Raw genomic sequence first — 19,902 nt, 5'->3', positions numbered from 1 at the left:
TGGCATAGGGATAGAAATAAGAGAGTTGTTTATTGCTCAAAAAATAATTACTTTCTGCTTTGGCGGAGGAGAGTGATTCACTTAAATAGATATTATCTACCAACAGATAAGCCAGTAATTTATTTTTTCATATGTTATATCATGGTTTAATAACAGACGAGTAGTGGAATGTAATGCCGTAGTATTAAAATCAACCATGAAACAAAAAGTAATAATTGAGCACATTAAGGTGCTCCGTCATTTAATCAAGATGAAGATTCCACCTTTGATAATTGCTCCCCAGCAAAGGCAACCTTATTCCGTCCATCCTTTTTAGCCCGGTAAAGTGCCTCATCTGCGGCTTTAAGCGAGGAGGCCAGATCATGGGCTTGCAGCGGAGAAATACCTGCACTCAGGGTAACGGTAGTAGAGACTTTATGGTTGAATACATGTGGAATATCAAGACCTAAAACCCGTTGACGTACTCGTTCAGCCAACTGGCTGGCATACTCCTCACTCACATGTGTCAGCAGCACCAAAAACTCTTCACCACCGTAGCGCACCACGATATCCCGTGAACGAACAGCATCACGAATAGCGGCAGCAACGCGAACCAAAGCTTGATCTCCCATGGTGTGGCCATAGTTGTCGTTATAGGCTTTAAAATGATCGATATCGAGTAACAGTACGTAATGATTGACGGGAGACTGGGCTAATAGTGTCTCAAGTTTATTTTCCAGACCACGACGATTATATAAGCCGGTCAAGGGATCTATCATACTCAAATCACTGAATTTTTCTCTTTCATTATAAAGGTGTGCGACGAGTTTGCGGGTAAAGTCATCGCTGCGCCGCAACATCAAATGATGTAAATAAAAGCCAATCAGTGGCAGCATAATAGTGAATATTATGCGGAAAATATTTTGGAAATCATCCAGTAAAATAACAGTTAATGCAGAGGGTGCGGTATGCAGACAAAAGGCGAGAAAGTTATCAGACAGCGCAATGGTGCTGATAAAGAAGATCATAAACAGGCTGAGCAATAAGTAGTTATTTTCATTAGTACCCAGATATTCGTATTTTAGAATGATCTGCCAGGCCCATAGCACGCCCATGATAATTGAAAATAAATTCAATTTATCGGCATAATTCTTCGAAATGAAAATTAAATAGAGTGCGGCACTCAGGCTGATAATCGTGATCATCACAATCGGTAATGTCACTGCCGGTGTTTCAGGTGAAGGTAATATCATACTAAAAATGGATGACGATGCATTAAGAAATAGAAAAAGTAACAAAGAGAGCCGATGCTTACTTTTCAGAAGCTGATCGTAGGAATGGCTATTCATATTTAATTCACTCTGCGGAATGTCGTGCTGTCAGTAGACAAATAAATAATATCTTCATGATGCCATATTATTCTAGCATCACGATAAATGGTTTTTCTTAGTAATTATTTTTGTTTGAAGCGTTTTGAAATCGATTTGGGAATTTTCTTAGTTAAAATTACCATTTTTGTTTCAGCCTGTCATCATGATGTTTCTTACTTGACGTCGCAACCGTGCTCGTTGTCTATAACTTCATGATGCAGACTGCCACGGAGTGTTATATGATATTGGTTATCATTATCACTTGAGTTAGGTGTCCTTATGATTACAGCCAGATTAGCCGCTTACCGTTGGTGGGGTATCGGTGGGGCATTGAGCCGCAGTATGTCCAGTGGCTGGGGGATATTGCTGCCTTTTGCTTTCCTACCGGTGCTGGGATGGGCGGATATCAGCGTTGGTCAATTGCGGATACTGATAGTGATAGCGATGCTGGCAACCATTGTGATGTTGTATCATGCTCGGTTGCGGCATTTTCTATTATTGCCATCTTGTTTGGCGCTATTGGGCGGCATGGTTGCGGTATTGATGCACAGTGGGGTGTATTGACAGAATATTGCGATGAAGCAGGGAGTTAAATCATGCTGTTATGACAACGAGTTGAAATCATTGTGGTGCGAAGGGAGGGACTTGAACCCTCACGTCCGTAAGAACACTAACACCTGAAGCTAGCGCGTCTACCAATTCCGCCACCATCGCCCAAATGATTTCTAACTGCTTATCAGCCAATATTGAATGGCATGATATTTTTATGATTTATATCACCAGCTTGGTGCGAAGGGAGGGACTTGAACCCTCACGTCCGTAAGAACACTAACACCTGAAGCTAGCGCGTCTACCAATTCCGCCACCATCGCATGTGCTGTGTAATATAAATCTATACCCTTCGTACTTGAAGCTACAGCGGTGTTAGCGACACTCTCTCACCCAAATCACTTACTTGAGTAAGCTCATCAGGACGCGTTTGCTTGCTGCCTGCCTGTAACATCAATCACTTTGGGTAGGTACTACAAATGGTTTAAAAAGACTGTTTGGTGCGAAGGGAGGGACTTGAACCCTCACGTCCGTAAGAACACTAACACCTGAAGCTAGCGCGTCTACCAATTCCGCCACCATCGCGTACCGGAAACATGACTTTTTTTAATACAACCACGGGGGCGAATTCTAGAGATTTTCGCGTTCAGGTCAATACTTATTTCCCCTAAGCGGAACGTTTGCTGTAAAAAACATCATATGTTGATCAATTGATTTGATTACTGAAGTATGACCCATTTTAAGCTTTGCTCTTTATGCTGGGCAGTACGGGTGGGTAATGTGCAAATAGCTCAATCAGCCAGTCAATCAATACTCTGACTCTGGGGGCCAGAAAACGCCCCGGTGGGAACATAATAAACAGTGGCATCGCAGGCGGAGGGCAGAGGGGGAGGACTTCAACCAGTTCGCCTTGTGCTAATTGGCGTTGAATACCTTGCGTCGGAACCTGAATTAGCCCCAAGCCTGCGGTACCTGCTGCAATATAAGCATCGGCACCATTAACACTTAAGATTGCGGGTAAAACACGGCTCTCTGCCTTGCCCAGATAAACAAACTCTAACGGGTAATCACGGCCATTATGTTGCGAGAAATAGCCGACGGCCTGATGGCCAGCCAAATCATCTAACGACTCAGGGGCACCATATCGCGCCAGATAAGCCGGTGACGCGCAGGTTATTTGTGGTTGTTGACCAATATTCCGCACCGCTAATTGCTCATCGTGGGGCAGCCAGGCACGTAAAACACAATCCACGCCTTCACGCATCAGATCAATAGTGCTGTCATTTGCTCCCAGTGCCAGTGTGATATGAGGATAGCGCTGATAAAAGTCACTTAGCGCTGGGATCACAACATTACGGGCTAGCGAATGTGGCATATCAATACGCACTCGTCCTTCCGGTTGTAGCCGCTGGTGGCTGAACAGTGAATCCGCCTGTTCAAATGCTGAGAGTAATTGCAGGCAGCGCTGGTAATACAGCGTACCTTCGGTGGTGATATTCACCTGCCGGGTGGTTCGTACCAGTAAACGCACCCCCAGGCGCTGCTCTAAGCGCTTTAAGGTGTGGCTGACCGTCGCGCGGGGTAATTGCAGCTTTTCTGCCGCCCGGCTGAAATTGCCCAATTCAACAATACGGACAAAAATCCGCATGGCTTGTATTTGGTCCATGGTTGCACTCGCCTATTGTTGGTGTTTTTTGAACAGTGATGAGTGATCTGCATTATTTATCTTTCTCAGCTAAACAACCACACTTTCTTCCGACATCACTCATGGGGAATATCACAATGCAACAACGTCAATTAGGTTCTAATGGTCCGCTGGTCTCTGCGCTGGGTCTTGGCTGCATGGGGATGAGTGATTTTTACTCCACCAATCAGGACGCCACGGAGTCCATTGCTACCCTGCATCGAGCGCTGGAGCTGGGTGTTACCCTGCTGGATACCGCCGACATGTATGGTCCGTTTACCAATGAAGAGTTGGTTGGACGAGCAATTAAAGGCAAACGAGATCAGGTGTTTTTAGCCACCAAGTTCGGTATTGTGCGTGACCCGAAGGATCCGACGGTCCGTGGTGTCAGTAGCCATCCTGATTATATCCGTCAGTCGATTGACGGCAGCCTGAAACGATTAGGTGTTGATGTCATTGACCTTTATTACCAGCACCGTGGTGATCCGAGTGTGCCGATTGAAGATGTGATTGGCACGTTAGCCGATTTGGTCACCGCGGGTAAAATCCGTTATATCGGCCTGAGTGAAGTCTCGGCATCAACATTGGAAAAAGCCCATCAAGTGCATCCGATTACCGCGGTGCAGAGTGAATACTCCCTGTGGACACGAGATGCAGAAGCATCGGTGCTGGTAACCTGCAAACGGTTAGGGGTGGGGTTTGTGGCTTATAGCCCATTGGGGCGCGGTTTTCTAACCGGTGCGATACGCAGCCCGGACGATTTAGCCGCTGATGACTTCCGCCGTAATAATCCACGTTTTCAAGGCGATAACTTTTATTTAAATTTGGCTCTGGCCGATACAGTGACGAAAATGGCGCAAGATAAAGGGGTTAAAGCGTCGCAATTAGCCTTGGCGTGGGTACTGGCGCAGGGAAAATATATTGTCCCAATTCCTGGGACTAAACGCCGTACTTATTTGGAAGAAAACCTGGCGGCATTAGATGTGGTGCTCAGCCCGCAAGAATTGGTGGCGCTGAATGCGGTATTCCCGTTCCATGCCGCAGCAGGTGAACGCTACGGCGCGGAGGGGATGGCTCATCTTAACGCCTGATCTTAACGCTTTTTCTTAGCGTCTCGTGGCGCTCGCCCGACGGTTGCCTGATACACTTTAAAACGGCCATTCTGTGCCAGCACTTCATGGCTGCCAAATGCGGCATCCAGCAGTGCAGGATAAGGCAAGAAGGAGTTCGCCACGATACGCAATTTACCGCCCACATGCAGGTGAGCGGTCGCACCACGGATCAACATTTCAGCCGCCGTCAGGCTGGTTTGAATCCCGTCATGGAACGGTGGATTCGAAATAATCATCTCGAAACGGCCTTTAATGTCGGAGTAGACATTGCTGGCAATCACAGGTGCCTCGATGTTATTTGCCGCCAGTGTCGCTCGACTGGATTCAATCGCTGCTGCGGATACATCACTTAGGGTCCATTTGATTTTTGGCAATTTCTGCGCCAGCACCGAGGCCAACACGCCAGCACCACAACCGACATCCAGTATGTTGCCTTTAAACGACTCGCTGAAAGTGGACAGCAACAGATAGCTGCCTGAATCCAGCGAATCACGGCTGAATACCCCCGGCAACGTTTTCACCGTCACATCACCCACCTGATAGCTTTCCCACCAGGCATCGGCATCAAATTCTGGCTGTTTATCCAAACGGCCATGGTACAAGCCACAGCGACGGGCACTGTCTATCTTGGTCAATTGCGCGAAATCTGACAGCATTTCTTCGGCACTGCGCACGCCACTACGGTTTTCGCCCACCACAAAAATATCGGTGCCGACGGGCAATAAGGAAAGCAGATTAGCCAGTTGGAATTGGGCTTCCTGTTTGCTTTTTGGCCAGTAATAAACCAGCGTATCGCAGCCAGCCACTATTTCGGCAGTGGCCAAAAGACCGAATTGCACATTTTCTTCCAGCGTATTGTTCAGTAATTGCCAGTGGTGATATTGATTGGTGTGAACCCGCACCCCGGCTGCATCAAACTGCGCTGGCAGCGCATCTTGTAAATCACCGGCAAACAACACGTGGCGGGCTATAAATTCATCACTATGGCGCAGTATCACTTCACTGGCTGGGGTTAATGCTGACATCAGACTTTGGCTCCTTAGGAATATGATCAGGGATTATAGAGGTTTGTTGGCGCATGTTCGATGGGTTTGCTAGCATAGCGTCGAATTACGGGTCAGTCTGACAGGAAATAGCATGGCATCGAGACGAGACTTGCTGCTACAACAGCTTGGTATTACGCAGTGGACATTGCGCCGCCCGGCGGTTTTACAGGGTGAAATTGCCATTCGCTTACCCGAAAATACCCGTCTGCTTATCGTCGCGCACCAGCTCCCTGAATATGATGACCCGTTGTTGTGCGATGTGTTGCACAGCCTGGGGCTGACTCCCCGCCAGGCTTTTGCCTTGACGCCGGATAGGGTAGCGATGTTGCCGGAAGATACGCAGTGCAACAGTTGGCGGTTGGGCATCAGTGAACCGCTTGCGGTCGCGGGCGCACAATTACACAGCCCGGCATTGGCCGGACTTTATCAAGACGCGAGCGCGAAGCGCGCACTTTGGCAGCAGATTTGTCATTATGAAACAGATTTCTATCCTGACGCCAGCCGATCTGGCCACAGCGTACCAAATTGAACAAGCCAGCCACGCTTTCCCGTGGACGGAAAAAACCTTAATCAGCAACCAGGGCGAACGCTACCTCAATTTTAAGTTGAGTGTCAGTCAGCAAATGGTCGGTTTTGCCATTACCCAAATTGTATTGGACGAAGCAACACTGTTTAATATCGCCATTGATCCGCAGTATCAGCGTCAGGGTTATGGTCGTTTATTGCTTGAACATCTGATTGAGCAGTTGGCAACACGTGATATCGTCACACTTTGGCTTGAGGTTCGGGCCTCAAACACACGTGCTATCGCCTTGTATGAGAGCCTGGGCTTTAACGAGGTTTCTGTGCGTAGTAACTATTACCCGAGTGCCAATGGGCGTGAAGATGCCATTATGATGGCATTGCCGATGGGGTAGTGCTTTGTCTATCTCGAATACATCGTTTATCTTGAATGCATTGTCTATCTCGCATAAATCAGGGAAAATACCGCGCTATAACCGCTTAGCGCTATAATCAATGCCTCGCTTTGCTTGGGCCTCACATTAAATAACAGGTGAGGAACAGAGCAGGGTGGCCTAAAAGTAGAATTTCAAACTATGTCTCCAAGTGAATACGCACTGGAAGTCGCGAAAAGACGTACTTTCGCCATCATTTCCCACCCTGATGCCGGTAAAACGACCATTACCGAAAAAGTGTTGCTGTTCGGACACGCAATCCAGACTGCCGGTACGGTAAAAGGCCGTGGTTCAAGCCATCATGCCAAATCTGACTGGATGGAAATGGAAAAACAACGTGGGATCTCCATCACCACCTCGGTGATGCAGTTTCCGTACGGCGGTTGTCTGGTTAACTTACTGGATACCCCAGGGCATGAAGATTTCTCAGAAGATACTTACCGTACTCTAACGGCTGTCGACTGCTGCCTGATGGTGATTGATGCCGCCAAAGGGGTAGAAGACCGGACGCGTAAGCTGATGGAAGTGACCCGTCTGCGTGATACGCCGATCCTGACCTTCATGAACAAATTGGACCGCGATATTCGCGACCCGATGGAAGTGCTGGATGAAGTGGAGCGTGAGCTGAAAATTGCCTGTTCACCTATCACCTGGCCGATTGGTTGCGGTAAGTTGTTTAAAGGGGTTTATCACCTTTATAAAGACGAAACTTACCTGTATCAAACCGGTAAAGGTCACACCATCCAGGAAGTGCGTATTGTTAAAGGACTGAATAACCCAGATTTGGATGTCGCTGTGGGTGAAGACTTGGCCAGGCAGTTCCGTCAGGAACTGGAGCTGGTTCAGGGTGCTTCGCATGAGTTTGATCATGAAGCCTTCCTGTCTGGTGATTTAACGCCGGTGTTTTTTGGTACGGCACTGGGTAACTTTGGTGTCGATCATATGCTGGATGGTTTGGTTGAATGGGCTCCGGCTCCCATGCCGCGTAAAACGGATACCCGTGAAGTGGTCGCCTCTGAACCCAAATTCACCGGTTTCGTTTTCAAAATTCAGGCGAATATGGATCCAAAACACCGTGACCGCGTGGCCTTTATGCGCGTGGTTTCCGGTCGTTTTGAGAAAGGGATGAAGCTGCGCCAGGTGCGAACCAAGAAAGATGTGGTTATTTCAGATGCACTGACCTTTATGGCCGGTGATCGCTCTCACATTGAGGAAGCCTTTGCGGGTGATATCATCGGCTTGCATAACCATGGCACCATTCAAATTGGCGATACCTTCACGCAAGGTGAAGATATGAAGTTCACCGGCATTCCGAACTTTGCTCCTGAATTGTTCCGTCGAATTCGTTTGCGTGACCCATTAAAGCAGAAACAGTTGCTGAAAGGCTTGGTTCAGTTGTCAGAAGAGGGGGCGGTACAAGTCTTCCGCCCACTGACCAACAATGATTTGATCGTGGGTGCGGTAGGTGTACTTCAGTTTGAAGTGGTTTCTTCAAGGCTGAAAAGTGAATACAACGTCGAAGCGGTGTATGAATCAGTTAACGTCTCGACTGCCCGTTGGGTTGAATGTGATGACGTGAAGAAATTCGAAGAGTTTAAACGTAAGAATGAGGTTAACCTGGCATTAGATGGCGGTGATAACTTAAGCTATATCGCCCCAACGATGGTAAATCTTAATATTACGCAAGAGCGTTATCCGGACGTGCGTTTCCGTAAAACCCGCGAACATTAATCGCGCTGCCAGCCGCATTCTATCGGGGTACTCGGTATCCCGATTTATTAATTCCCCTCATTATTCTGTCCCTAAGATAACTCTGACTTAGTCATAAATATCCAACTTTGGGGCGATTCCGACGGCATTTCTGCTGAGATACCCTATATTTATAAGTACACGCAGGATTGACCCGCATCAATTTTAGGTCAACCAACCTGTAGTAATCGTAACGTATTGATCCAATGGTCGCCCCTCTAGGTGGCGTAAGGATCAGTAATTTTGGGTTTTATAATCCATTAGGGTTCAAAGCCATTTACGGTTTATGACCATTTACGGTTTATAACCATTCCGGTTTATAGCGGTTTCCAGTTTATAACAACCTATTTCCGGTTTATAACAACAAAGGAATAAATCGATGACAAACACAAAATTTGCCCGTTCAGTGATGGCTGTTGTTTTAGGTACTGCTCTTATCAGTGGTAGCGTGTTAGCCGAAGACACGATGCTAAATAAAGTGTCCAACACTGTGGACAGTACCGGTGCCAAAATCGATAGCTCGATGAAGAAAGTAGATAACTACATGGGTGACAGCGCTGCAACGGCGAAAGTGAAAAGCGCGTTGCTGGAAGAAAAATCCCTTAAGAGCACTGATATCTCGGTTGAAACCAACCATGGTGTTGTTACCTTAAGTGGTTTTGTTGGCAGCCAGGCTGAAGCTAAAACCGCAGTTGAAATCGCCAGTAACATTGAAGGCGTTAAATCTGTCAGCGATAAACTGCATGTGAAAGATCAGAAATCACAATCAGTTAGTGAATATGCTGGTGATGCGACGACAACCAGCTCGGTCAAAGCCAAATTACTGGCAGACGACATTGTACCGTCACGTAAAATCACAGTAGAAACCACCGATGGTGTGGTGCAGTTGTCTGGTAATGTTGAAAACAAAGCGCAGTCCGAACGTGCTGAAAGTATTGCTAAAGCCGTCGATGGCGTGAAAAGCGTTAAAAATGACCTAAGCATTAAGCCTTAATGGTTATTCGGCTGACGGGTATTTCGTGGGATAACACTATATCCACGAAGTACCGCTTAATCAGTCGGTCAGCCAGATAATGAGTCCGATAAACCCAAACAATACGACTTCTGTCGAATACGCTATTGTTAAATAGACAGAGGTAATTAAAAATGCTTTTTCAACGTGAGTTTATAAAGCCATTTTTTAAAACGTGAAGGAGAAGCTTATGTTTCGCTGGGGCATTATATTTCTGATAATTGCTTTAATCGCTGCGGCATTAGGGTTCGGTGGGCTAGCCGGTACAGCAGCTTGGGCCGCAAAAGTGGTCTTTGTCGTGGGTATTATCCTATTCCTCATCAGCCTGTTTACAGGGCGTAAGCGCCTTTAGTTGGGCGATAGGGTTACAGCAAAGAGTAAGACGGGGTATCCTCAACGCCTGTTGTCACGAATAATAAAGGATGGATGGTGGGATACAGAATACCTATCACGCTCGGTAATATTGAGCCTCTCGCCTATAAACCTTATAAACCCGGTAAAATGGCGTTGGTTTGCGAGGGCGGCGGGCAGCGGGGGATTTTTACCGCCGGTGTGCTGGATGAATTCCAGCGCGCTCGCTTTAACCCTTTTGACCTGATGATTGGGACTTCCGCAGGTGCTCAAAATCTCTCTGCTTTTATCTGCGGCCAACCCGGTTATGCTCGCCGGGTGATTACCCGTTACACCACCACCGCTAATTTCTTCAATCCATTACGTTTTGTGCGTGGTGGGCATTTAATTGATCTCGACTGGCTGGTGGATATCACCTCCCAGCAACTGCCTTTGGCTATTGATCATGCCGAACAGCACCTGCGCAATGGTCGCGAGTTTCTCATGTGCGCCTGCCGCAGTGATGATTTTGAACCCACCTATATCTCCCCCACCCGAGAAAGCTGGCTACCGGCAATTAAAGCCTCTAGTGCCATTCCCGGTCTATACCGCCAGGGGGTAGATTTGGATGGTGTCAGTTATCAGGATGGTGGCATCAGCGATGCAATTCCGGTCGAGGAAGCTTACCGCCGTGGGGCTGATACCATCGTGGTGATTCGGACTGTACCGTCGCAGGCGTATTACACGCCGCAATGGATGAAACGGATGGAAAATTGGCTGAGTGAAAGCAGCTTACAGCAACTGGTGCGAATTATGCAGCAGCATGAGCAGAGCTATCATCGTATTCAGCAATTTATTGAGAAGCCGCCGGGTGATCTGCGTATTTTCGAAATTTTCCCGCCTAAACCCCTTGCCAGCAGTGCGCTGGGGAGCCGGGTCGCCGCCCTCAATCGCGATTATCATTTAGGTCGTCGCTGTGGTCGCTATTTTCTGGCAACCGTCGGGCATTGGCTACTGCCGCAAGATCAACAGAATCAAGCTGAAGCGCATGGTGGGAAGAGCGCTATTTCACTTTCCCGTCGTATGATCCAGCCGCAAGATATTAATCAACCAGATGATATGGCTGAGTTAATTGATATTGATGATTCTTCGTTTGATATCACTCAAACGCCGGATATCAGCACGCCAGCAGCTTCAATGACAGCAACGGGAGGCCATCTATCCGCTCAAATGGCCGTGGGTGATAGCGGGTTGATTATTCCGTCCACTGCCCATAGCAACATAAAGCCGCTGCCAGCGGGTGTGGCAAAAAATAAAGGTGATGCTGCGTAATGGCATCGGCTCGCGGGCAAATGCCGGATTCTGTTGATACTGCTGATTTTATCGACAGCGCCTATTTTATTGACACCCACTGTCACTTTGACTTTCCCCCGTTCAGTGGCGCAGAAGCGGCCAGTTTAGTCAGTGCTGCTCAGGCCAATGTCAGGCAACTTATCGTTCCTGCTGTCAGCTCGGCTTACTTTTCCCGTATTTTAGCGTTGGCTGCGGGCTATCCGCCGCTATTTGCCGCATTGGGCATGCATCCACTTTATATTGATCAACACCAGGAGGCCGATTTGGCGAGACTGGCGTCACTGCTGGCGAATAAAACAGAAAAACTGGTGGCAGTAGGTGAGATTGGTTTGGATCTCTATATGGATGAGCCGCAGTTACCACGCCAATTGATGTTATTACAGGCTCAGCTTAAACTGGCTAAACAGCATGATTTGCCGGTTATTTTACATTCTCGCCGCTCCCATGATCAGTTGGCCGCCGCCTTACGTAAAGTGGCGTTGCCGCGAACTGGCGTGGTACATGGTTTTTCTGGCAGTTTAGCGCAGGCGCAGGCATTTATTCGCTTGGGTTATTACATCGGGGTTGGTGGAACCATTACTTATGAGCGGGCGCAGAAAACCCGCCGTGTCATGGCTAGATTGCCGCTTTCTGCACTGTTATTGGAAACCGATGCGCCGGATATGCCATTAGCCGGTTTTCAAGGCCACCCCAATCGGCCTGAGCGGGCTGCTAATGTGTTTACGGCGTTGTGTGCGTTGCGCCCGGAAGCACCGGAAGAGATAGCCACCCATCTGCTGGAAAATAGTCAGCGTCTATTCCAGTTACCGCCAGTCGATAAAGTCACTCTGTAGATTTCTGCCTGAAATAAATAAGCCAGACTAATCGTTAACCTACATTCACTTAACTTGTTATTTTAATGTGACATCCATCACATTAATTGCCTTGCGGTTGCTTTTAGTTGTTTTTATGTGTGACCGAGGTTGTTGGTTGGTGAGATCATGCCGGTATAATCCCCCCCAAATTATTTTAATGTAATTAATGATTTCACTATTAGGGATATCAACATGCTCATGAGTTTGGTCGGAATGGCAGTACTGATATTAATAGCCGTACTTCTTTCAAGTAATTTTAGGGCGATTAATATCCGCACTGTGGTAGGGGCTTTTATTCTTCAGGTCGTCATCGGCGCATTGGTGTTATATGTACCTATTGGCCGCCGTATCCTGGGCGGTATGTCTGAAGGGGTAGCGAATGTGATCGCTTACGGCAACGAAGGCATTTCATTTATTTTTGGTGGTTTGGTTTCCGACAAAATGTTTGAAGTCTTTGGCAGCGGTGGTTTTGTTTTCGCCCTGCGAGTATTGCCGGTTATTGTATTCTTCTCTTCATTAATTGCCGTTTTGTATTATCTCGGCGTGATGCAAATCGTTATAAAGGTATTGGGCGGCGGCTTACAAAAACTGCTGGGGACTTCACGCACCGAATCCCTTTCCGCCACGGCGAATATCTTTGTCGGGCAAACTGAAGCGCCACTGGTGGTGCGTCCTTATATTGCCACCATGACTCAATCTGAGTTGTTTGCGATAATGTGTGGCGGTTTAGCCTCCGTTGCCGGTTCAGTATTGGCCGGTTATGCCCAGATGGGTGTACCGCTGGAATACCTGATTGCCGCCTCCTTTATGGCGGCACCGGGTGGATTATTGTTTGCTAAATTGATGGTGCCAGAAACGGAGCAAACTCACGATAACGTCGATGCCACTACACTGATTGCTGAAAATGAACGTCCGGCTAACGTGATTGATGCTGCGGCCTCCGGTGCGGCTTCCGGTATGCAACTGGCATTGAATGTGGGGGCGATGTTGCTGGCCTTTATTGCATTGATTGCATTGGTGAATGGTATTCTTGGTGGGATTGGTGGCTGGTTCGATTACCCGCAACTTTCGCTGGAATTAATTCTGGGCTGGGTATTTTCACCTATTGCTTACCTGATCGGGGTGCCGTGGAGTGAAGCGATGGTGGCGGGCTCCTTTATTGGCCAAAAGATTATCGTTAACGAGTTCGTGGCATTTATGAACTTCGGTCAGTATCTACAGGCTGATGAGTTGGTCAAAGCCGCTGGTTTACAGGTGCTTTCGGAACATACCAAAGCCATCATCTCCTTTGCGCTGTGTGGTTTTGCCAACTTGTCATCGGTTGCCATTTTATTGGGTGGATTGGGCAGTATGGCCCCTAACCGCCGCCACGATATTGCGCGCTTCGGTTTGAAAGCGGTCGCTGCGGGGACATTGTCGAATTTGATGAGTGCCACGATCGCCGGTTTCTTCCTGGCCCTCTAATCGGTTTGTTTTTCAGGCGTATTCCTGCCCATAAGCTATCCTTGATGCGAGTGGGCAGGAATACGGTCAATAAGGTATAAATCAGGTTATTTTGTGATTTTAATCACATATAATTCCAAGTTGTTACAAGTTACTATTGATTAGTGTGAAATTGAACACTAATCATGGGGCAGTAACGTGTTCAAATAGAGTCACAAGTTAGTGCGGTGAGATGGATCTCAATTGCTACCCAGGGGCTTCCCACGGGGCTATCTTCAAGGAACCAAGTCCGCTCGCCAACGTATTGAGCTTAGAACCAAATAGACCGGTAAGGTTTCTTTGTCCGCTCATAAATAAATGCTCAATTCTGGCAAGTTGCCGGGGCTGAAATAGTGTTGGAGAGTTTTATGACCGATTTAACCGCCTGCGCGAATCTAAACGATTATGCTAAACGCGCACTGAGTTTGATGGATTTAACCACCCTGAATGATGACGATACTGATGATAAGGTCATTGCGTTGTGTCATCAGGCCAAAAGTCCTGCCGGTAATACGGCGGCAATCTGTATTTATCCCCGCTTTATCCCTATTGCGCGTAAAACGCTACGTGAGCAGGGTACCACTGAAATTCGTATCGCGACGGTGACCAACTTCCCTCATGGTAATGACGATATTGCCATTGCATTGGCCGAAACCCATGCTGCCATTGCTTACGGTGCTGATGAAGTGGATGTGGTCTTTCCTTATCGAGCCTTAATGGCTGGTAATGATAAGGTCGGCTTCGAATTAGTGAAAGAGTGCAAAGAAGCCTGTGCCGCTGCCAATGTATTGCTGAAAGTCATCATTGAAACGGGTGAATTAAAGCAAGAGCATTTGATTCGTCAGGCCTCTGAAATCGCGATTAAAGCGGGCGCTGATTTTATCAAGACCTCCACCGGTAAAGTCCCGGTTAATGCCACGCTGGAAAGTGCAGATATCATGATGCGCACCATTCGTGACTTGGGCGTGGGTAAAACCGTCGGCTTCAAGGCCGCGGGTGGCGTGCGCACCACCGAAGATGCCGCGCAATTCCTGCAACTGGCTGATCAATTGATGGGTCAAGGTTGGGCTGATGCCCACCACTTCCGCTTTGGTGCCTCCAGCCTGTTAGCCAGTTTGTTAACAACACTGGGCCATCAGAGCGACGGCAAAAGCAGCAGTTACTAGCTATTATCACACTCATTGAACTTAAGCAGATGCACTGCGGGCTGATTTGATCGCAGTGCGGCTTTTATCCATATTTAGGTCAGGGGGACGCCTTGTTTCTGGCACAAGAAATTATCCGTAAAAAACGCGACGGTCATCCACTGAGCGAAGAAGAGATTCGTTTCTTTATCAATGGGATCCGCGACAACGCGGTTTCCGAAGGGCAGATTGCTGCTTTGGCGATGACCATTTATTTTCATGATATGAGCATGCCGGAACGGGTGGCGCTCACCATGGCGATGCGTGATTCTGGCACGGTGCTGAACTGGCAGAGCCTGAATCTTAATGGCCCGATTGTGGATAAACATTCCACGGGCGGCGTGGGTGATGTGACATCACTGATGCTTGGCCCGATGGTGGCCGCCTGTGGCGGCTATGTGCCGATGATTTCAGGCCGTGGTCTGGGTCATACCGGCGGGACACTGGATAAACTGGACGCTATCCCAGGCTTTGATATTTTCCCCGATGATAATGCGTTCCGCAAAATCATTCAGGAGGTCGGTGTCGCCATTATCGGCCAGACTAGCTCATTGGCACCGGCCGATAAGCGTTTTTATGCCACCCGTGATATCACCGCCACGGTGGATTCCATCCCGCTGATAACGGCCTCTATTCTGGCTAAAAAATTGGCTGAAGGGCTGGATGCATTAGTGATGGATGTTAAAGTGGGTTCCGGTGCTTTTATGCCGACATATCAGTTATCTGCTGATTTAGCGCAGGCGATTGTCGGTGTCGCGAATGGCGCAGGTTGCAAAACCACGGCGCTGCTGACCGATATGAATCAGGTATTAGCTTCCAGTGCCGGTAATGCGGTTGAAGTGCGCGAAGCGGTACGCTTCCTGACGGGGGAGTATCGCAATCCACGCCTGCTGGAAGTGACCATGGCGCTGTGTGTTGAAATGTTGCTATCAGGGGGATTGGCGCAAGATGACGCCGATGCCAGAGCCAAACTGCAAGCGGTGCTGGATAACGGCAAGGCGGCGGAAGTCTTTGGTCGGATGGTTGCGGCGCAAAAAGGCCCGAATGATTTTGTCGAACGTTATGACAGCTACCTACCCGTTGCGATGCTAAGTAAGCCGGTATTTGCCGAGCGGCGAGGTATCATCACTGCCATGGATACCCGCGCATTAGGTATGGCGGTAGTCTCTCTCGGCGGTGGTCGCCGCCGCGCAGCAGATCCTATTGATTACAGTGTTGGTTTTACCGACATGGCCCGTCTGGGAGCCGGTGTTGATGCTCAGCAACCCTTGGCGGTGATCCATGCCAATAACGAAGATGACTGGCAACAGGCGGCAGATGCAGTGCGCGCGGCCATTACACTGGGTGACCAAGCGCCAGAAGAAACACCGGTAATCTATCGCCGTATCACTGAATAAACACCTACTTTAAAGGTGCCACACAGCGTGTGAACCTATGCAGGAGAAAATGATGAAACGTACATTTATTATGGTTTTAGACTCATTTGGTATCGGTGCGAGTGCGGATGCTAAAAAATTTGGCGACGAAGGGGCGGATACTCTGGGTCACATTGCCGAGGCCTGCGCCCGTGGCGAAGCCAATGTCGGCCGTAGCGGCCCACTGACATTGCCTAATCTGAGCCGTTTAGGGCTGGGGAAAGCTGCCGAAGAATCTACCGGTAAATTCCCGCCAGGGCTGGATAAAAATGCAGAGATTATTGGCGCTTATGGTTATGCCAGTGAGTTATCCTCCGGTAAAGACACGCCATCAGGTCACTGGGAAATTGCCGGTGTGCCAGTTTTGTTTGATTGGGGCTACTTCAGCGATGTGGAAAACAGCTTCCCGCAGGCGCTGCTGGATAAACTGGTAAAACGCGCCAATCTGCCGGGTTATCTGGGTAACTGCCACTCGAGTGGTACCGTTATTCTCGATAAACTGGGCGAAGAACATATGAAAACCGGCAAACCGATTTTCTATACCTCGGCTGACTCAGTGTTCCAGATTGCCTGCCATGAAGAGACATTTGGCTTGGATCGCCTGTACGAGTTGTGCGAGATTGCCCGCGAAGAGCTTACCGAAGGGGGCTACAATATTGGCCGCGTGATTGCGCGCCCGTTCATCGGTGACAAACCGGGTAACTTCCAGCGCACCGGTAACCGCCATGATCTGGCTGTTGAACCCCCTGCGCCAACGGTGTTGAAAAAACTGGTTGAAGAGAAGCGCGGTGAAGTGGTTTCTATCGGTAAAATTGCCGATATCTATGCCCATGTGGGTATCACGCAAAAAGTGAAAGCCACCGGTCTGGACGCACTGTTTGACGCTACCATCGAACAGATGAAGAAAGCCGGTGATAACACCATCGTGTTCACCAACTTTGTTGATTTTGACTCTTCTTACGGTCACCGTCGTGATGTTGCTGGTTATGCTGCTGCATTGGAGCTGTTCGACCGTCGCCTGCCAGAGCTGATGGCACTGGTGAAAGAAGATGACATTTTGATCCTGACGGCTGACCACGGTTGCGACCCGACCTGGCCGGGTACTGACCATACCCGTGAGCATATTCCGGTCTTGGTTTATGGCCCGAAAGTTAAACCGGGTTCGTTGGGGCATCGTGAGACCTTTGCCGATATTGGGCAGACGGTGGCTAAGTATTTTGATTTGTCACCAATGGATTACGGTAAGAACATGCTGTAAGTCATTCAGCTAAGCTGAACGTGCCATTTTAGGATTGGGCAGTGCTAAAAATCCTCATGTACTTCGTGTAGGCTCTGGGGTCTGTGCGCTGGCCGCGCCTAAAATTTCGGCGTTCATCTACGTTTCTGATTGTTTTAACACCTGAATTGTATAAGGCGCAGCAGCAGCCAACATGGTTCGGGATAGACTATTTTTAATTCTCTGATTTTTAAGGAAAGTGATTATGGCTACGCCACATATTAATGCTGAAATGGGTGATTTCGCTGACGTTGTACTGATGCCAGGGGATCCGCTACGTGCGAAGTTTATCGCCGAAACCTTCCTGCAAGACGTGCGCGAAGTGAATAATGTGCGTGGCATGTTGGGCTTCACCGGAACTTATAAAGGCCGCAAAATCTCTGTTATGGGTCACGGTATGGGTATCCCATCTTGCTCCATTTACGCGAAAGAGTTGATCACTGATTTTGGCGTGAAAAAAATCATCCGTGTGGGTTCATGTGGTGCGGTACGTGCTGATGTGAAACTGCGTGATGTGGTTATCGGCATGGGGGCTTGTACCGATTCCAAAGTAAACCGCATGCGTTTTAAAGACCACGACTATGCGGCGATCGCTGACTTCGAGATGACCCGCAATGCGGTTGATGCAGCCAAAGCGAAAGGCATTGATGTCCGTGTGGGCAACCTTTTCTCTGCCGACCTGTTCTATACGCCAGATCCACAAATGTTTGATGTCATGGAAAAATACGGCATTCTGGGTGTGGAAATGGAAGCGGCGGGTATCTATGGCGTGGCGGCTGAGTTCGGCGCGAAAGCCCTGACTATCTGCACCGTGTCTGACCATATCCGTACCGGTGAGCAAACGACCGCTGCCGAGCGCCAGAGCACCTTCAATGACATGATTGAAATTGCATTAGAATCAGTATTGCTGGGTGATAAAGCGGCATAAAGTCGCCTTACTGAGCCGTGACACTGTGTTGCGGCTCGGTTCTTTATTATTTTGTTTGTCTCTGCGAATCTATTCATAATCTGCGTAGTTTAATTTCATCGTCTTTACATATCATACTATTAGCGATATAAATCTATTCACGTTTCTATTCACATTTCTATTTATGGATCTATTCAAATGCCCACTCTGGAAATGTTATTGCGCCAAGGCCCGACAACGGCAAATTCTCTAGCGCAAGCTTTAGCCACCAGTCAATCGACGATCTCCCGTCAATTAACTGCGTTGAAGGAGCGGGTACTAAAGATAGGGAAAGGAAAATCCACCCATTATGCTTTACTTCGCTCGGTTGCCGGTGTGGGTGAGTTTCCGCTCTACCGAATTGATGGTGAAGGAAATGCCAGTCATTTTGCTCATTTATATCCGATCTATCCGGCTGAAATGTGTTGCGTACACCAACTGGATGACGATACATGGCAACAATTCGATAGCCTCCCGTGGTATCTGGCGGATATGCGGCCACAAGGGTTTCTGGGGCGGATTTGGGGGAAGTCAGTCGCTGAGCCGTTGCAGCTTGATAGGGACATTCGTGGATGGAATGAAGAGCATATTCTTATCGCCCTGTCCCGTATGGCAGATGATGTAAATGGTAATATTCTGCTCGGGCAGGAGAGCTACCAGCATTGGTTGCTCAAGCCTGATGCTGTTCCCATTCCACCATTAGATAAGCCGCAACGATATAAAGAATTATCTCTAATGGCGCTGGCGGGTGAGATGGTGGGGTCATCGGCCGGTGGAGAGCAACCGAAATTTACCTGTTATGCTGGATATGAGGGAAAGCCTCCGTCATATGTCATCGTTAAATTTACCGTGACACCAGATAACCCTAACGCACAACGCTGGGCAGATTTACTTATTGCCGAGTCTTTGGCGCTGAACACCTTAAAGAATGCGGGTTATTCAGCCGCCGCCAGCCATATACTGCAACATCAGGATAAGCAAACTTTCCTGGAGGTGGAACGCTTTGACCGCCAGGGTCAGCGTGGCCGCGTTGGCATGGTGTCTCTGGAAGCCGTGAATGCTGAATTTGTCGGTATGCCCGTTGCCAGTTGGCCAAAAGTTTGTCGTGAGCTGGCGCTAAAAGGCTTACTGGATATTGCAGAGCTTGAACAAGTCCGTTTAATTTGGGCTTTCGGGATATTGATTGCAAATACCGATATGCATCATGGAAATCTATCATTCTTGCATCTCGCAAACCGGCCTTTATCTCTTGCCCCTATTTACGACATGCTGCCAATGGCGTTTGCTCCATCAGGTATGGGGAATATGCGGCAAACGGTGCCTGATATCAGGTTATCGGCTGATGTGAGCCGTGAACATTGGGGGCAGGCGCAACAACTGGCAACACAATACTGGGATACCCTGAGTAGCGATCCAAATATCAGTGCAGGTTTTAAGGCTATAGCCGGTCAAATGCAGGAAAAACTGTTTTCATTAACCCCTTTAATTAAGCGCATGGCCTAATCCTCTGCGCCCTTGACGCCGCAGCTTTGTTAGCGGCTCTCGTTTACCCGAATCACTGACTTGAGTCAGCTCATCGGGACTCACTTGTTTGCTGCCTTGCTG

Annotated in this window: 18 protein-coding genes and 3 tRNA genes; 15 read left to right on the top strand and 6 right to left on the bottom strand. The window is 48.5% G+C overall.

What is annotated here, in order from left to right:
• Positions 1–245: 245 nt before the first annotated feature.
• Entirely contained in the window at positions 246–1,328 is a 1,083-nt protein-coding gene (locus tag AEP37_RS04550; RefSeq protein WP_049610540.1) for a GGDEF domain-containing protein, read from the bottom strand.
• 300 nt (positions 1,329–1,628) lie between these two features.
• Here AEP37_RS04550 and AEP37_RS04545 point away from each other — a divergent pair, with 300 nt between their 5' ends.
• Positions 1,629–1,913, top strand: a complete 285-nt coding sequence (locus tag AEP37_RS04545; RefSeq protein WP_049610537.1) for a DUF1435 domain-containing protein — start codon at positions 1,629–1,631, stop codon at positions 1,911–1,913.
• A 63-nt stretch (positions 1,914–1,976) separates the two neighbouring features.
• Here AEP37_RS04545 and AEP37_RS04540 read toward each other — a convergent pair.
• The 4 genes from AEP37_RS04540 to AEP37_RS04525 form a co-directional block, all read right to left on the bottom strand.
• Positions 1,977–2,063: transfer RNA gene (locus AEP37_RS04540), tRNA-Leu, on the bottom strand.
• Between the two features lie 71 nt (positions 2,064–2,134).
• Positions 2,135–2,221, bottom strand: a tRNA-Leu gene (locus AEP37_RS04535).
• 175 nt (positions 2,222–2,396) lie between these two features.
• Positions 2,397–2,483, bottom strand: a tRNA-Leu gene (locus AEP37_RS04530).
• 154 nt (positions 2,484–2,637) lie between these two features.
• A complete protein-coding gene (locus AEP37_RS04525; protein ID WP_049610533.1) occupies positions 2,638–3,564 on the bottom strand; it encodes a LysR family transcriptional regulator in 927 nt (308 codons plus the stop codon).
• Between the two features lie 116 nt (positions 3,565–3,680).
• On the opposite strand from AEP37_RS04525, the gene AEP37_RS04520 reads away from it, so the two are divergent.
• A complete protein-coding gene (locus AEP37_RS04520) occupies positions 3,681–4,673 on the top strand; it encodes an aldo/keto reductase (protein WP_049610531.1) in 993 nt (330 codons plus the stop codon).
• A 2-nt stretch (positions 4,674–4,675) separates the two neighbouring features.
• Here the strand turns inward: AEP37_RS04520 and rsmC are convergent, their stop codons facing one another.
• Complete coding sequence (gene rsmC, locus AEP37_RS04515; protein ID WP_049610528.1) at positions 4,676–5,719, bottom strand: 16S rRNA (guanine(1207)-N(2))-methyltransferase RsmC; 1,044 nt, start codon at positions 5,717–5,719, stop codon at positions 4,676–4,678.
• Between the two features lie 112 nt (positions 5,720–5,831).
• On the opposite strand from rsmC, the gene AEP37_RS04510 reads away from it, so the two are divergent.
• The 13 genes from AEP37_RS04510 to yjjJ all read left to right on the top strand — a co-directional run bounded on the left by AEP37_RS04510 (position 5,832) and on the right by yjjJ (position 19,800).
• A complete protein-coding gene (locus tag AEP37_RS04510) occupies positions 5,832–6,269 on the top strand; it encodes a DNA polymerase III subunit psi (protein WP_049610526.1) in 438 nt (145 codons plus the stop codon).
• The gene (gene rimI, locus AEP37_RS04505; RefSeq protein WP_049610524.1) at positions 6,214–6,657 is read left to right on the top strand and encodes a ribosomal protein S18-alanine N-acetyltransferase; all 444 of its coding nucleotides are present in this window, start codon (positions 6,214–6,216) and stop codon (positions 6,655–6,657) included. Before AEP37_RS04510 ends, rimI begins: the two co-directional genes overlap by 56 nt.
• Before the next feature lie 180 nt (positions 6,658–6,837).
• Positions 6,838–8,427, top strand: a complete 1,590-nt coding sequence (gene prfC, locus AEP37_RS04500) for a peptide chain release factor 3 (protein ID WP_049610521.1) — start codon at positions 6,838–6,840, stop codon at positions 8,425–8,427.
• 397 nt (positions 8,428–8,824) lie between these two features.
• Positions 8,825–9,439: a molecular chaperone OsmY gene (gene osmY / locus AEP37_RS04495; RefSeq protein ID WP_049610517.1), complete on the top strand. Its 615-nt coding sequence runs from the start codon at positions 8,825–8,827 to the stop codon at positions 9,437–9,439.
• 208 nt (positions 9,440–9,647) lie between these two features.
• Positions 9,648–9,809 carry a DUF1328 domain-containing protein gene (locus AEP37_RS24620; protein WP_011191683.1) on the top strand — a complete coding sequence of 54 codons (162 nt, stop codon included), beginning with the start codon at positions 9,648–9,650 and terminating at the stop codon, positions 9,807–9,809.
• Between the two features lie 74 nt (positions 9,810–9,883).
• Positions 9,884–11,119 (top strand): patatin-like phospholipase family protein, encoded by a 1,236-nt coding sequence (locus AEP37_RS04490; RefSeq protein WP_049610514.1) that lies wholly within the window; start codon positions 9,884–9,886, stop codon positions 11,117–11,119.
• A 20-nt stretch (positions 11,120–11,139) separates the two neighbouring features.
• On the top strand, positions 11,140–11,973 hold the full coding sequence (locus AEP37_RS04485; RefSeq protein ID WP_049610659.1) for a TatD family hydrolase: 834 nt from the start codon (positions 11,140–11,142) through the stop codon (positions 11,971–11,973).
• Positions 11,974–12,186: 213 nt separating this feature from the next.
• Positions 12,187–13,458 carry a NupC/NupG family nucleoside CNT transporter gene (locus tag AEP37_RS04480; protein WP_082170685.1) on the top strand — a complete coding sequence of 424 codons (1,272 nt, stop codon included), beginning with the start codon at positions 12,187–12,189 and terminating at the stop codon, positions 13,456–13,458.
• Between the two features lie 386 nt (positions 13,459–13,844).
• Positions 13,845–14,642 carry a deoxyribose-phosphate aldolase gene (deoC, locus tag AEP37_RS04475; RefSeq protein WP_049610510.1) on the top strand — a complete coding sequence of 266 codons (798 nt, stop codon included), beginning with the start codon at positions 13,845–13,847 and terminating at the stop codon, positions 14,640–14,642.
• Between the two features lie 92 nt (positions 14,643–14,734).
• Positions 14,735–16,057, top strand: a complete 1,323-nt coding sequence (gene deoA, locus AEP37_RS04470) for a thymidine phosphorylase (protein ID WP_049610507.1) — start codon at positions 14,735–14,737, stop codon at positions 16,055–16,057.
• A gap of 52 nt (positions 16,058–16,109) precedes the next feature.
• Positions 16,110–17,333, top strand: coding sequence for a phosphopentomutase (gene deoB, locus AEP37_RS04465; RefSeq protein WP_049610505.1), 1,224 nt, complete (start codon positions 16,110–16,112; stop codon positions 17,331–17,333).
• Positions 17,334–17,556: 223 nt separating this feature from the next.
• Positions 17,557–18,279, top strand: a complete 723-nt coding sequence (gene deoD / locus AEP37_RS04460; protein WP_049610501.1) for a purine-nucleoside phosphorylase — start codon at positions 17,557–17,559, stop codon at positions 18,277–18,279.
• 177 nt (positions 18,280–18,456) lie between these two features.
• On the top strand, positions 18,457–19,800 hold the full coding sequence (gene yjjJ / locus AEP37_RS04455) for a type II toxin-antitoxin system HipA family toxin YjjJ (protein ID WP_049610498.1): 1,344 nt from the start codon (positions 18,457–18,459) through the stop codon (positions 19,798–19,800).
• Positions 19,801–19,902 lie beyond the last annotated feature (102 nt).

This window comes from Yersinia pekkanenii (assembly GCF_001152565.1).
Taxonomy (GTDB): Bacteria; Pseudomonadota; Gammaproteobacteria; order Enterobacterales; family Enterobacteriaceae; genus Yersinia; species Yersinia pekkanenii.
This window is presented reverse-complemented; position numbering and strand designations above follow the sequence as displayed.